A 13,921-nucleotide genomic window follows, 5' to 3' on the forward strand; every position below is an offset into this window, starting at 1 on the left:
CCCCCCGCCCCGCCATTACGGCTTGCGGCCCACCGCGCCGAACTGCGCGACCACGGCGGCCTCTTCGAAGCGCCAGCGCCCGCAGGACACGATGCCCGGCTCCAGCAGGTCGAGGCCGTCGAGGAAGGAGGTGAACTCGGCCCGGCTGCGGGCCGTGATCGGCGGGGTCGCGTTCTCGTTCCAGAACGCCATCGCGGCCTTGTTGCCCTCGCCGCCGAGCTCGGGATCCAGCGTGGGGTGGGTCAGGACCAGGTAGCTGCCCGAGGGAAGGGCGTCCATCAGGGTCTTCACGATCGCCCGGGCCTCGCCTGTGTCCAGGACGAAGTTGAGGATGCCGAGCATCAGCACCGCGACCGGACGGGACAGGTCGAGCGTCTCGCCGGCGGCCGCCAGGATCGTCTCCGGGTCCCGCGCGTCCGCGTCCACGTACTCGGTGACCCCCTCCGGCGCGCTCGTCAGGAGCGCGCGGGCGTGGGTGAGGACGATCGGGTCGTTGTCGACGTAGACGATCCGGGAGTCGGCGGCGACCCGCTGCGCCACCTCGTGGGTGTTGTCGGCGGTCGGCAGGCCCGTACCGATGTCCAGGAACTGGCGCACGCCCGCGTCGGCGGCCAGATGGGTCACCACCCGGCCGAGGAACGCCCGGTCCGCGCGCGCCACTTCGCCGATGCTCGGGTAGAAGGCGGTGACCTGGTCGCCGACCGCGCGGTCCACCGGGTAGTTGTCCTTGCCGCCCAGCCAGTAGTTCCACACCCGGGCGTTGTGGGCGATGTCGGTGCGGATCCGGTCGTTCATGCGCGAGCCTTTCGCAGAGCGGCGGCGAGTGCGTCGACCCGGTTCGTGGTGATCGAGTCGACCCCGTCGAAGATCAGCTTACGCATGCTGCGGGTGGTGTCCGGGGTCCAGGCCGAAACGAGCAGTCCGTCCCGGTGCACCCGCTCGGTCAGCGCCCGACTCACCAGCCCGAAGCGGTAGTTGAGCCACTTCGGACGCACCGCGTCGAGCAGTATCGGCCGGGGCGGAGCGAGCGTGGTCCACGTCAGGGCGATCTCGGCGGCCGGGTCGGCGGCCCGCACCTGGAGCATCGCGACGGCCCCCGCGCAGTAGTACACGCGCTCCCCGGCGCCACACTCCCGGACCGTGCCGACGATCCGGCGGACCGAGTCCTCGTTCCCGCCGGGCAGGTCCAGCATCAGCCGGTGCTCCCCCGCGGTGAGGAGCGCCTCGCGCAGGGTCGGCACCCCGTCGTACGTCAGCTCGCGCAGCTGCTCGTACGAGAGGGCGGACAGGGGCCGGTCGTGGCCCCAGAGCCGCTTGAGGGTGTCGTCGTGGAGGAGGACGGGCACGCCGTCCTTCGTGAGCCGGACGTCGACCTCGACCGCGTCCGCCCCCCGCTCGATCGCCGAGGTGATCGAGGGGAGCGTGTTCTCTCGGACGCGGTACGGGTCGCCGCGGTGACCTACGGCAGTGACAGGGCGCATGGCCCCATTCTCACCGCCGTCAGCGAGCCAGCCAGCCGTCCGTGTACGTGTCGATCTCGGCGGTGATCCGGGCCTTGCCGGCCGCGTCGAGGAAGGAGGCCTCCACCGCGTTCTTCGCGAGGGCGGCGACACCGCGCTCGTCGAGGCCGAGGAGCCGGGCGGCGACCGCGTACTCGTTGTTGAGGTCCGTGCCGAACATCGGCGGGTCGTCGCTGTTGATCGTGACGAGGACGCCGGCGTCCACCATCTGCCGGATCGGGTGCTCGTCGAGCGTGGCGACGGCCCGCGTGGCGATGTTGGAGGTCGGGCAGACCTCCAGGGCGATGCGGTGCTCGGCCAGGTACGCGAGGAGGGCCGGGTCCTGGACCGAGCTGGTGCCGTGGCCGATGCGCTCGGCGCCCAGGTCGTTGATCGCGTCCCAGATCGTCTCCGGGCCGGTCGTCTCGCCCGCGTGCGGGACGGAGTGCAGACCGGCGGCGCGCGCCAGGTCGAAGTACGGCTTGAACTGCGGGCGCGGGACCCCGATCTCGGGGCCGCCGAGACCGAAGGAGACGAGGCCCTCGGGGCGGATCCCGTCGGTCGTGGCGAGCCGCGCGGTCTCCTCGGCGGAGCCGAGGCCGGCCTCGCCGGGGATGTCGAAGCACCAGCGCAGGATCGTGCCGAACTCGGCCTCGGCCGCCTTGCGGGCGTCCTCGATCGCCGCCATGAAGGCGCGCTCGTCGATGCCGCGGCGGGTGGAGGAGTACGGGGTGATGGTCAGCTCGGCGTAGCGGATGTTCTGCCGGGCCATGTCCCGGGCGACCTCGAAGGTCAGCAGCCGGACGTCCTCGGGGGTGCGGACCAGGTCGACGACCGAGAGGTAGACATCGATGAAGTGCGCGAAGTCCGTGAACGTGAAGTAGTCGGTGAGGGCCTCGGGATCCGTGGGGACCTTGGAGTCCGGGTGCCGGGCCGCGAGCTCGGCGACGATGCGGGGCGAGGCGGAGCCGACGTGGTGGACGTGGAGCTCGGCCTTGGGCAGACCCGCGATGAAGGGATGGAGATCGCTCATCGGGTCATCGTAGGCCGGGCGGTTCCACCTCAGGGGTGAGGTCGTAACATGGCGTGACCACGATGGGGGAGGCCCATGTCTGACAACCGAGACCAGCCGCAGGGCGGGTACGACCCGGCGGACCCGTGGGCTCCGCCGAACCGCGACGGTGTGGAGCTGAGCAAGCCCGTGACGCCGGCGACCCCGCCGGTGCACGACCAGATGACCGTCACGTCCATGCCGGCCGTGAACGACGTCCCGCCGCCGCCGGTCGCCCCCGGCGGCCCGGCGGCCACGCCCGGCTACGGCTACCCGGCGGCCACTCCGCCGGCCGGTGCCTACGGGTACCCGTCCGCCGCGAGCACGCCGGCCGCCGCGCCGGTCCCGCCGGCCGGGGCGGGGTACGCGTACCCCTCCTACGGCGTCGGGTACGGCAGCCAGCCGCCCGGCTGGCAGCAGCCGTCCAACGGCATGGGCATCGCCTCGATGGTGCTCGGCATCATCGCGGCGGTCGGCTTCTGCCTGTACGGCCTCAACATCATCCTCGGCATCCTTGCCCTGATCTTCGGCATCATCGGCATGAAGAAGGCCGGCCGGGGCGAGGCCACCAACCGGGGCATGGCGCTCGCGGGCGTCATCCTCGGCTCGGTCGGCATCGTCGTCGGCTCCGTCGTCCTGGGCCTCATCATCTGGGCCGCCACGCAGGACTCCTCCTATGACGGGGACCCGTACAACAGCCTGGTGGTCGAGAGCACGCGCTAGCGGTACCGGCATGCCACAGGGCCCCGCACCTCATGATGAGGTGCGGGGCCCTGTCGCTTGCTCTCAGCCGTTCCGCAGCCGGTCCCTGGCCTCCATCAGGGCGAAGCCCAGGAGGTTCAGGCCGCGCCAGCGGGCCGGATCGTGGGCGCCGGGGTCGTCGGCGGCGAGCCCGATGCCCCAGACCCGGTCCATCGGGCTCGCCTCCACGAGGACGCGGGTGCCCGTACCGAGGAGATACGCCCGCAGGGACTCGTTCGAGGAGAACTTGTGGACGCTGCCCTCGACGACGATGCCGAGGCGCTCCCGCTGCCACACCGTCTCGTCGAAGTTCCGCACGAGCCGGCCGGCCTTCTTCGCCTCCGCGGGGGTGCCGGCGGCGAGCGCCGCGCCCTCGGCGTCCGCGTCGCCGAAGAGGCGCGCCTTGGCCGCCATCATCCAGTGCTCGGCGGTCGCGTACCGCACGCCGTCGACCACGAAGGGTGCCGGCCACCACTGACTCAGGCAGCTCGCCGAGAGCCGTCCGTCGGGGTGCGGGCGATGGCCCCAGAAAAGCAGCCATTTGACGTGCTCACCGGCGTTGACCTGCTGTGTCAGCTCGTCGATCTTGTTCATGCACGCGATTCTGGCATTCGCCACGGACACTCCGTACGGAGATTTTCCGGCCACCTCGACACATGGTCGACCGATTCCGTTGCGTAACCAAAAGGCAACAACGGAATCACTTGTTGGGGTGGCATCCTCATGTCAGGATCGGCACTCAATTCGAGCTGGGACAACGGAGAGCGTCATGGGCAACCGCTTCCAGGTGACGGACCGCTTCGCGGACGGCGCACAGTACATCGGCGGACGGCTCCGGGCCGGAACCTCCGACCGGGAACACACGATCGTCAACCCCGCGACCGGCGAGGGTGTCTACACCTACCGTCTCGCCTCCGTCGCCGACGTCGACGAGGCCGTCGCCGCCGCCAAGGCCGCCTTCCCCGGCTGGTCGGGCGCCACCCCGGGCGAGCGCTCCGACGCGCTCCACCGCTTCGCCGGCGTCCTCGCCGACTGGGCCGAGGACATCGCGCGGGTCGAGTCGCTCCAGGCGGGCAAGCCGCTCCGGCTCACCACCGAGTTCGACGTACCGGGCACCATCGACAACACCGCCTTCTTCGCGGGCGCCGCCCGCCACCTCCAGGGCCAGGCGGCCGCCGAGTACAGCGGCGACCACACCTCCTACATCCGGCGCGAGGCGATCGGCGTCATCGGCTCCATCGCCCCCTGGAACTACCCGCTCCAGATGGCGGCCTGGAAGATCCTCCCGGCGATCGCCGCCGGCAACACGATCGTCCTGAAGCCCGCCGAGGTCACCCCGCTGACCTCGCTGATGTTCGCGCAGGCCGCGACCGAGGCCGGTATCCCCGACGGCGTCATCAACATCGTCAGCGGCTCCGGGCGGGTCGTCGGCGAGCACCTCGTCGGCCACCCCGACGTCGTCATGACCTCCTTCACCGGCTCCACCCCGGTCGGCAAGCGGGTCGCCGAGGTCGCCACCGCCACCGTGAAGCGGCTGCACCTCGAACTCGGCGGCAAGGCCCCCTTCGTCGTCTTCGACGACGCCGACCTGGAGGCCGCCGCCAACGGCGCCGTCGCCGCCTCCCTCATCAACACCGGCCAGGACTGCACCGCCGCCACCCGCGCCTACGTCCAGCGCCCGCTCTTCGACGCCTTCGTCGCCCGGGTCGCCGAGCTGATGGAGTCGGTCCGCGTCGGCGACCCCTTCGACGCCGCCACCGACCTCGGCCCGCTGGTCAGCCACGCCCAGCGCGACAGCGTCGCCGGCTTCGTCGAGCGCGCCCGCGGCTACGCCACCGTCGTCTGCGGCGGCGAAGCCCCGCAGGGTGACCTGAAGGACGGCGCGTACTATCGTCCGACCCTGATCACCGGCGCCGCGCAGGACAGCGAGGTCGTGCAGTCGGAGATCTTCGGACCGGTCCTGGTGGCCCTGCCCTTCGACAGCGACGACGAGGGCATCCGGCTCGCCAACGACACCCCGTACGGCCTCGCCGCCTCCGCCTGGAGCCGTGACGTCTTCCGGGCGAACCGCGCCACGCGGGAGCTCCGGGCGGGCTGCGTCTGGGTCAACGACCACATCCCGATCATCAGCGAGATGCCGCACGGCGGCACCAAGGCATCGGGATACGGAAAGGACATGTCGGTGTACTCCTTCGAGGAGTACACGCAGGTCAAGCACGTGATGTTCGACAACACCGCGGTGGCCGCGAAGGACTGGCACCGCACGATCTTCGGGGACCGATAGCACTTCGCCGCCCGACCAGCGGCTCCCACCATCCCGAAAGGGCACAGCGCATGGAGCAGTACGAGCCCGAAAGCCTGTCCGCGGCGCAGCTTGCGGCGATGCGGCGCAGCATGACGAGTGGCCGGGGCGCCCTCAGCCGCCGTTCGATGCTGCGCGCGGGTGGCGTCGGCGCGCTCACGGTCGGCGGTCTCGCCGGCCTGAGCGCCTGTGGGATCCCGCCGGCCAAGCGGGAGGGACAGGGTCCCGCCTCCGCCGACGACTCGGCCAAGGAGAAGAGCATCGCCTTCTCCAACTGGACCGAGTACATGGACATCAGCGAGGACGAGAAGTCGCGTCCGACGCTGGAGGCGTTCACGAAACGCACCGGGATCAAGGTCAAGTACACCGAGGACATCAACGACAACGTCGAGTTCTTCGGCAAGATCAAGCCGCAGCTCGCGGCCGGTCAGGACACCGGCCGCGACCTGATCTGCGTCACCGACTGGCTCGCCGCCCGGATGATCCGGCTCGGCTGGGCGCAGAAGCTCGACCCCTCGAACCTGCCCAACGCCTACGCGAACCTCTCCGCCCAGTTCCGGCGCCCCGACTGGGACCCGGGCCGCGCCTACTCGTACCCGTGGACGGGCATCTCCACCGTCATCGCGTACAACTCCAAGGCGACCGGCGGCAAGAAGGTCGACTCGGTCACCCAGCTCCTCGACGACCCCTCCCTCAAGGGCCGGGTCGGCTTCCTCACCGAGATGCGCGACACCGTCGGCATGACCCTGCTCGACATGGGCAAGGACCCGGGGAAGTTCACCGACGCCGAGTACGACGAGGCGATAGGCCGGCTCCAGAAGGGCGTCGACAAGAAGCAGATACGTCGCTTCACCGGCAACGACTACACCTCCGACCTGGACAAGGGCGACCTGGCGGCCTGTCTCGCCTGGGCCGGTGACGTCATCCAGCTCCAGGCGGACAACCCCGACATCAAGTTCGCCATCCCGTCCGCCGGATACATCACCTCCAGCGACAACCTGCTCGTCCCCGCGCAGGCCAGGCACAAGACCAACGCCGAGAAGCTCATCGACCACTACTACGAGCTTCCCGTCGCCGCGCAGCTCGCCGCGTACATCAACTACGTCTGCCCCGTCGACGGGGTGAAGGACGAGCTCGCCAAGATCGACCCCGAGCTCGCGAACAACACGCTGATCCTCCCGGACAAGGCCATGGCCAAGAAGTCGCGCGCCTTCCGCTCGCTCACCAGCGCGGAGGAGACGGCGTACGAGGAGAAGTTCGCCAAGCTCATCGGCGCCTGAGCCCGACGTCGTCCACCTCTCTCACTCCCTGGGACAGCAACCCATGACTGACAAGACTGCTCACACCGGAAAGAACACTGGCGGCGGCGACGTCCGTCTCACCGGGATCAGCAAGGCGTACGGCTCCTTCACCGCCGTCCACCCGCTCGACCTGACCGTCCCGCAGGGCTCCTTCTTCGCCCTGCTCGGCGCCTCCGGCTGCGGAAAGACCACCACGCTGCGCATGATCGCCGGCCTGGAGGACCCGAGCACCGGCACCATCTTCCTCGGCGACAAGGACGTCACGGACCTTCCGCCGTACAAGCGGCCGGTCAACACCGTCTTCCAGTCCTACGCGCTCTTCCCGCACATGGACATTTCCGAGAACATCGCCTTCGGTCTGCGCCGCCGCGGCATCAAGTCCGTGAAGAAGCAGGTCGACGACATGCTGGAGCTCGTCCAGCTCGGCGACAAGGCCCGCCACAAGCCGCACCAGCTCTCCGGCGGCCAGCAGCAGCGCGTCGCCGTGGCCCGCGCGCTCATCAACCACCCGCAGGTCCTGCTCCTCGACGAGCCGCTCGGCGCCCTCGACCTCAAGCTGCGCCGCCAGATGCAGCTGGAGCTCAAGCGCATCCAGACCGAGGTCGGCATCACCTTCGTCCACGTCACCCACGACCAGGAGGAGGCCATGACCATGGCCGACCAGGTCGCGGTGATGAACGGTGGCCGCGTCGAGCAGCTCGGCGCCCCCGCCGACCTGTACGAGAACCCGCAGACGACCTTCGTCGCCAACTTCCTCGGCACCTCGAACCTCATCGAGGCCGAGGTCCTGGAGACCGGTTCCGACGTGGTGGTCACGGCCGGCGGCGGCAAGCTCCGGGTGCCCGGCGACCGCTGTACCTCCGCCGTCCGCCAGGGCGGCAAGGTGCTCGTCGGCGTCCGCCCCGAGAAGATCTCGCTCGCGCACGCCGACGACGCGGGCTCGATAGCCGACGGCCGCAACCGGGTCACCGGCCGGATCGTCGACTCCTCCTTCATCGGTGTCTCCACGCAGTACGTGGTGAACTCGCCGGCGGGCGCGGAGCTCCAGGTCTACGAGCAGAACATTGAAAGGGACGCGCGACTCCGCCCGGGGGCCGAGGTCGTCCTGCACTGGAACCCGGCGCACACCTTCGGGCTCGACGCCGCGCAGGACATCGATGCGGGAGTCGAGACGGTGGAGGACGCCGGATGAGCACCACCACCCTGACGAAGAAGGAGGGTGCGGCGCCGGTCGAGGAACCGGTGCTGCGCAAGCCCTCCACCCGCAAGCGGCTCGTCCCGTACTGGCTGCTGCTGCCCGGCATCATCTGGCTGCTCGTCTTCTTCGCGCTGCCCCTGGTCTACCAGGCGTCGACCTCGGTCCAGACCGGCTCGCTGGAGCAGGGCTTCCAGGTCACCTGGCACTTCCAGACGTACTGGGACGCCTTCACCGAGTACTGGCCGCAGTTCGTCCGCTCCCTGCTGTACGCCGGGACCGCGACCCTGCTCTGTCTGCTGCTCGGCTACCCGCTGGCGTACCTGATCGCCTTCAAGGCCGGCCGCTGGCGCAACCTGCTCCTGGTCCTCGTCATCGCCCCGTTCTTCACCAGCTTCCTCATCCGGACGCTCGCGTGGAAGACGATCCTGGCGGACGACAGCCTCGTCGTCGACGTGCTGAACGCCCTGCACGTCCTCGACGTGACCAGCTGGCTCGGCTGGACCGAGGGCGAGCGCGTCCTCGCCACGCCGATGGCGGTGGTCTGCGGTCTCACGTACAACTTCCTGCCGTTCATGATCCTGCCCCTCTACACCTCCCTGGAGCGGATCGACGGCCGGCTGCACGAGGCCGCGCAGGACCTCTACGCCTCCCCGGCGACGACCTTCCGCAAGGTGACCTTCCCGCTGTCGATGCCCGGCGTCGTCTCCGGCACCCTGCTCACCTTCATCCCGGCGAGCGGTGACTACGTCAACGCCGAACTGCTCGGCTCGACCGACACCAAGATGGTCGGCAACGTCATCCAGTCGCAGTTCCTGCGGGTCCTCGACTACCCGACGGCCGCCGCGCTCTCCTTCATCCTCATGGCGATCGTGCTGGTCATGGTCACCGTCTACATCCGCCGAGCGGGCACGGAGGACCTGGTCTGATGCGTTGGCTCCGGAAGAACCTCGTCGTCATCGCGGGCCTGCTCACGCTCGCGTACATGATCCTGCCGAACATCGTCGTGATGGTGTTCTCGTTCAACAAGCCGAACGGTCGCTTCAACTACTCCTGGCAGCGTTTCTCGCTCGACGCCTGGAAGGACCCCTGCGGCGTCGCCGACATGTGCGAGTCGCTCTCGCTCTCGCTCCAGCTCGCCGCCTGGGCCACCGTCGGCGCCCTCGTCCTCGGCACGATGATCGCCTTCGCGCTGGTCCGCTACCGCTTCCGGGCGCGCGGCGCGATCAACTCGCTCATCTTCCTGCCGATGGCGATGCCCGAGGTCGTCATGGCCGCCTCGCTGCTCACGCTCTTCCTCAACATGGGGATCGAGCTGGGCTTCTGGACGGTCCTGATCGCCCACATCATGTTCTGTCTGTCGTTCGTCGTGACGGCGGTCAAGGCCCGGGTCATGTCCATGGACCCGCGCCTGGAGGAAGCCGCGCGCGATCTCTACGCCGGCCCCGTGCAGACCTTCCTGCGCGTGACCCTGCCGATCGCCGCGCCCGGTATCGCCGCCGGCGCACTGCTCGCCTTCGCGCTCTCGTTCGACGACTTCATCATCACCAACTTCAACGCGGGCTCCACCGTCACCTTCCCCATGTTCGTCTGGGGCTCGGCGCAGCGTGGAACCCCCGTTCAGATCAACGTCATCGGCACCGCGATGTTCGTCCTCGCGGTACTGATGGTCGTAGCCGGGCAAATCATTACGAACCGGCGCAAGAAAACAGCAACAGCCTGAGCAAAAGGCAGCTCAGGCACCGAAGGAGTTGGAAACCATGGCCCCAGTTGCCATGCGTCTCGCTGCACAATCTCTCTCCGACGCCCAGCCCGTCCCCTTCTGGCTGGAAGACCCCGGCAAGCCCGGAGCCCTGCCCGCCCTCACCGGCACCGAGAAGTGCGATCTCCTCGTCGTCGGCGGCGGCTACAGCGGACTGTGGACCGCGCTCCTCGCCAAGGAGCGCGAACCCTCCAGGGATGTCGTACTGATCGAAGGCCGCGAGGTGGGCTGGGCCGCCTCGGGCCGCAACGGAGGCTTCTGCGCCGCCTCCCTCACCCACGGCTTCGGCAACGGCCTCGCCCGCTGGCCGGGCGAGCTGCCCAAGCTGGAGGAGCTCGGCGAGCGGAACCTCGACGGGATCGAGGAGGCGGTCGCCCGCTACTCCCTGGACTGCGACTTCGAGCGCACCGGCGAGATCGACGTCGCCACCGAGCCGTACCAGGTCGACGAACTCCACGAGGTGTACGAGGAGATCGACCGGCTCGGCCTCGCGGACGGCCTCGAACTCCTCGACCGGGACGCCGTCCGGGCCGAGGTCGACTCGCCGACCTTCCTCGGCGGCCTCTGGGACCGCCGTGGCGTCGCCATGCTCAACCCGGCCAAGCTGGCCTGGGGCCTCAAGCGGGCCTGTCTCGACCTGGGCGTCCGGATCTTCGAGAACACCCCCGGCCTGGAGCTGGTCTCCGTCGGCGCGGGCATGGGCGTGCGCACGCCGTACGGCCGGGTCCTCGCCCGCCGGGTCGCGCTCGGCACCAACGTCTTCCCGTCGCTGGTCAAGCGGGTCCGGCACTACACCGTCCCGGTGTACGACTACGCCCTCATGACCGAGCCGCTCAGCCCCGAGCAGCTCGCCTCCGTCGGCTGGAAGAACCGGCAGGGCCTCGGCGACTCCGCCAACCAGTTCCACTACTTCCGGATCACGGCCGACAACCGCATCCTGTGGGGCGGCTACGACGCGATCTACCCCTTCGGCGGGAAGCTCGACGCCGAGATGGACCAGCGCCCGGAGACCTACCTCAAGCTGGCCGAGCACTTCTTCCGCTGCTTCCCGCAGCTGGAGGGCCTGCGCTTCAGCCACGCCTGGGGCGGCGCGATCGACACCTGCTCGCGCTTCTCGGCCTTCTTCGGTACGGCGTACAAGGGCAAGGTCGCGTACGCGGCCGGGTTCACCGGCCTCGGCGTCGGCGCGACCCGCTTCGGCGGGGACGTCATGCTCGACCTGCTCGCGGGCGAGCGCACCGAGCGCACCGAGCTGGACATGGTCCGCTCGAAGCCGCTGCCCTTCCCGCCGGAGCCGATCGCCTGGGCCGGCATCGGCATCACCAAGTGGGCGATGGCCCGCGCCGACGAGAACGGCGGCCGGCGCAACCTGTGGCTGAAGACCATGGACCGGATGGGCCTGGGCTTCGACAGCTAGGACCCGCTGGAACCTGCTGGAACCCGCGCGTCCTGCCGGTACGGGGCGGGGTCACGGCGTCCGCCGTGGCCCCGCCGCGCCGTTCGTACCCGCCTGCGCCAGCTCGCCCTCGCCCTCGGTGTCGACGTGCGGCAGGATCCTGTCCAGCCAGCGAGGCGTCCACCAGGCCCACTTCCCGAGCAGGGTCATCACGGCGGGCACGAGCAGCAGCCGCGCGACCGTCGCGTCGATGAGCACGCTCGCGGCCAGGCCGAGCCCCATCATCTTGATCACGATGCTGTCGTTGAGGACGAAGGCCGCGAAGACGCTGACCATGATGAGCGCCGCGCAGGTGATGACCCGCGCGGTGATCTCCAGGGCGTGCGCCACGCTCCCCTTCGCGTCGCCGGTGCGCAGCCACGCCTCGTGGACCCGGGACAGCAGGAAGATCTCGTAGTCCATGCTCAGGCCGAAGACGATGGCGAACATCATCATCGGCACGTAGCTCTCGATGGGCACGTCTCCGTTGACCCCGAGCGCCGGGCCGCCCCAGCCCCACTGGAAGACGGCGACGACGACGCCGTACGAGGCGGCGATGGACAGCAGGTTGAGCACCGCCGCCTTGAGCGCCACGAGCGGGCCCCGGAAGACGATCAGGATGACGAGGAACGCGAGCGCGACGACCACGGCGATGATGAGCAGGAGCCGCCCGGAGACGATCTCCAGGAAGTCGACCTGCGCGGCGGTGGTGCCGGTGACGTAGGTGGCCGCGGTGGTGCCCTCGACCGCCTGCGGGAGGACGTCGTCGGACAGGTGCTCGGTCAGGGAGGTCGTGGACTCGTCCTGCGGGGCGGCGACCGAATAGGCCGTGGCGATCAGGACGTCGCCGTCCGAGGTCGGGGTGAGCGGGGTGATCAGGGCGGCGTCGGGGACGCCGGTGAGCGCCTTCTGGGCCTGGCTCGCCAGGGCGGAGCGGTCGGCCGCGGGGACCGAGGTCTGGTCGATGACCAGCGTCAGGGGCCCGTTGGAGCCGGGGCCGAAGGCCGAGGACATCAGGTCGAAGGCGCGCCGGTCGGTGAAGGACTCCGGGTCCGCGCCGTCGCCGATGTGGCCGAGCTGGATGGAGAACAGCGGGATGGAGAGGATGGCGAGGACGGCGACGCCGGCGCTCAGGAACCACCAGGGACGGCGCTCCACGCGGAGCGCGTAGCGGTGCCAGGTGCCGTGCACCTCACCGGGCTGCACCTCACCGGGCTGCGCCGCGCCGGGTCGCGTCTCTCCGGGCGCGTCGCCGGGCGTCGGGTCCGTCTCGGCTACGGGGGTGCCGATGTGCAGCCGGTCGATGCGGCGGCCGATGAGCCCGAGCATCGCCGGGACGAGCGTGAGGGCTCCGGCGACCGCCGTGACCACGGTGGACGTCGCCGCGAGGCCGAGCAGTCCGATGAAACTCAGCCCGGAGACCCACAGTCCGGAGAGGGCGATGATGACGGTGCAGCCCGAGACGAGGACGGCCCGGCCGCTGGTCGCGGTGGCCAGGCCGGCCGCCATGACCGGGTCCTGGCCGTTCATCAGCAGCTGCCGGTGCCGGGTGATCAGGAAGAGCGCGTAGTCGATGCCGACGCCGATGCCGATCATCGTGGCCAGGGTCGGCGAGACGGTCGCGAAGGTCCAGACGGAGGCGAGGAGACCGAGCACCGCGAGGCCGCAGATGGCCGCCACCAGGGCGGTGACCAGGGGCAGCACGGCGGCGATGAGGCTGCCGAAGCCGATGATCAGGACGACGATCGCGACCCCGAAGCCGATCGCCTCGCTGACCCGGTCGTCCGCCTCGGGCCGGGCCAGCTCGCCCAGCGAACCGCCGTACTCGACCTGCACCCCGGCGGCGCGCAGGGGCTCCACCGCGCTGTCCACCCCCGTCAGGTAGTCGTCGCCGAGGGTGCCGGGCTGGACGTCGAATCGGACGGTGATGTACGCGGTCTTGCCGTCCGTGGACAGCGGGCCGACGTTCGGGGTGCCCGGGGGAGGGGAGGGCGGCGTGCTGCCGGGGGCCGGGAGGGGGTCCGTGGCGTTCAGGACGTGCGGAAGCTTCTTCAGCGAGGCGACCGCGGACGAGATCTGGTCGCTGACGCCCGTGAGCGGCTTGGCGCCGTCGTACAGCACCACCTGCGCGCTGTAGCCGCCGGCGGCGGGCTCGTGCGCGCGCAGCACGTCGAGCCCGTCCTGGGACTGGGTGCCGGGCAGCGCGTAGTTGTCCGAGTACTCGCCGCCGTACGCGTGGTTCAGCCCCATCAGGGCGCCCAGGGCCACCACCCAGGCGGCCAGCACGACGACGAAGTGGCGGGCCGACCACTCGCCCGTCCGCCGCAGCAACCCCTTGCGGGAGGCCCTGCCGGCCGGTGCGGCACCACCCGGTGCTGTACCACCCGATGACTGCGGAAACGGCATGGGTACTCCCCGTAACGAGGCCGGTGCGACTGGGCAGGACGGAGGCCCATACGAACACGGCGGGCCGGGCGACCGAGGGAGCCCGCCCACCCGGCCCGTCGCCGTCCACCCGATCGGACGCCCGCGGCACGTCACGTGAGCCGGATCACTTTCAACTGATGGTCCGAAGTCGCGTAAGAGAAGACGCCGACCCCGCTCTCTCCGGGTGGACACCGTGTCCACACGGAAG

At 70.1% G+C, this 13,921-nt stretch carries 12 protein-coding genes; 7 read left to right on the forward strand and 5 right to left on the reverse strand.

Features of this window, described 5'->3' with window-relative positions; all coding sequences use genetic code 11:
• Positions 1 to 15: 15 nt before the first annotated feature.
• Genes SGA01_RS31455 through SGA01_RS31465 form a run of 3 tightly spaced genes read right to left on the reverse strand, consistent with a single transcriptional unit; the run spans position 16 to position 2,532 of the window.
• Positions 16 to 795 (reverse strand): SAM-dependent methyltransferase, encoded by a 780-nt coding sequence (locus SGA01_RS31455; RefSeq protein WP_141300760.1) that lies wholly within the window; start codon positions 793 to 795, stop codon positions 16 to 18.
• Complete coding sequence (locus SGA01_RS31460) at positions 792 to 1,481, reverse strand: glycerophosphodiester phosphodiesterase (RefSeq protein ID WP_141300762.1); 690 nt, start codon at positions 1,479 to 1,481, stop codon at positions 792 to 794. Before SGA01_RS31460 ends, SGA01_RS31455 begins: the two co-directional genes overlap by 4 nt.
• A gap of 19 nt (positions 1,482 to 1,500) precedes the next feature.
• Entirely contained in the window at positions 1,501 to 2,532 is a 1,032-nt protein-coding gene (locus tag SGA01_RS31465; protein WP_141300764.1) for an adenosine deaminase, read from the reverse strand.
• 75 nt (positions 2,533 to 2,607) lie between these two features.
• On the opposite strand from SGA01_RS31465, the gene SGA01_RS31470 reads away from it, so the two are divergent.
• Positions 2,608 to 3,273, forward strand: coding sequence for a DUF4190 domain-containing protein (locus tag SGA01_RS31470; RefSeq protein ID WP_141300766.1), 666 nt, complete (start codon positions 2,608 to 2,610; stop codon positions 3,271 to 3,273).
• A 63-nt stretch (positions 3,274 to 3,336) separates the two neighbouring features.
• Here SGA01_RS31470 and ybiA read toward each other — a convergent pair whose 3' ends face one another.
• Positions 3,337 to 3,885, reverse strand: coding sequence for a riboflavin biosynthesis intermediates N-glycosidase (gene ybiA / locus SGA01_RS31475; protein WP_141300768.1), 549 nt, complete (start codon positions 3,883 to 3,885; stop codon positions 3,337 to 3,339).
• A 175-nt stretch (positions 3,886 to 4,060) separates the two neighbouring features.
• Here ybiA and SGA01_RS31480 point away from each other — a divergent pair, with 175 nt between their 5' ends.
• From SGA01_RS31480 to SGA01_RS31505, 6 genes are read left to right on the forward strand one after another with little or no spacing between them, the layout of a single operon-like run.
• Positions 4,061 to 5,575 carry a gamma-aminobutyraldehyde dehydrogenase gene (locus tag SGA01_RS31480; protein ID WP_141300770.1) on the forward strand — a complete coding sequence of 505 codons (1,515 nt, stop codon included), beginning with the start codon at positions 4,061 to 4,063 and terminating at the stop codon, positions 5,573 to 5,575.
• Positions 5,576 to 5,625: 50 nt separating this feature from the next.
• On the forward strand, positions 5,626 to 6,873 hold the full coding sequence (locus SGA01_RS31485; RefSeq protein WP_141300772.1) for an ABC transporter substrate-binding protein: 1,248 nt from the start codon (positions 5,626 to 5,628) through the stop codon (positions 6,871 to 6,873).
• Positions 6,874 to 6,916: 43 nt separating this feature from the next.
• Entirely contained in the window at positions 6,917 to 8,086 is a 1,170-nt protein-coding gene (locus SGA01_RS31490) for an ABC transporter ATP-binding protein (RefSeq protein ID WP_141300774.1), read from the forward strand.
• Positions 8,083 to 9,018 (forward strand): ABC transporter permease, encoded by a 936-nt coding sequence (locus SGA01_RS31495; protein WP_141300776.1) that lies wholly within the window; start codon positions 8,083 to 8,085, stop codon positions 9,016 to 9,018. The genes SGA01_RS31490 and SGA01_RS31495 overlap by 4 nt, the downstream gene beginning before the upstream one ends.
• Positions 9,018 to 9,812: an ABC transporter permease gene (locus SGA01_RS31500; RefSeq protein WP_141300778.1), complete on the forward strand. Its 795-nt coding sequence runs from the start codon at positions 9,018 to 9,020 to the stop codon at positions 9,810 to 9,812. The genes SGA01_RS31495 and SGA01_RS31500 overlap by 1 nt, the downstream gene beginning before the upstream one ends.
• A 37-nt stretch (positions 9,813 to 9,849) precedes the next feature.
• Positions 9,850 to 11,268, forward strand: a complete 1,419-nt coding sequence (locus tag SGA01_RS31505) for an NAD(P)/FAD-dependent oxidoreductase (protein ID WP_141300780.1) — start codon at positions 9,850 to 9,852, stop codon at positions 11,266 to 11,268.
• 51 nt (positions 11,269 to 11,319) lie between these two features.
• Here the strand turns inward: SGA01_RS31505 and SGA01_RS31510 are convergent, their stop codons facing one another.
• Positions 11,320 to 13,692 (reverse strand): MMPL family transporter, encoded by a 2,373-nt coding sequence (locus SGA01_RS31510; protein ID WP_141300782.1) that lies wholly within the window; start codon positions 13,690 to 13,692, stop codon positions 11,320 to 11,322.
• Positions 13,693 to 13,921 lie beyond the last annotated feature (229 nt).

It is taken from the genome of Streptomyces gardneri (genome assembly GCF_006539185.1).
In the GTDB taxonomy this organism is placed as follows: Bacteria; Actinomycetota; Actinomycetes; order Streptomycetales; family Streptomycetaceae; genus Streptomyces; species Streptomyces gardneri.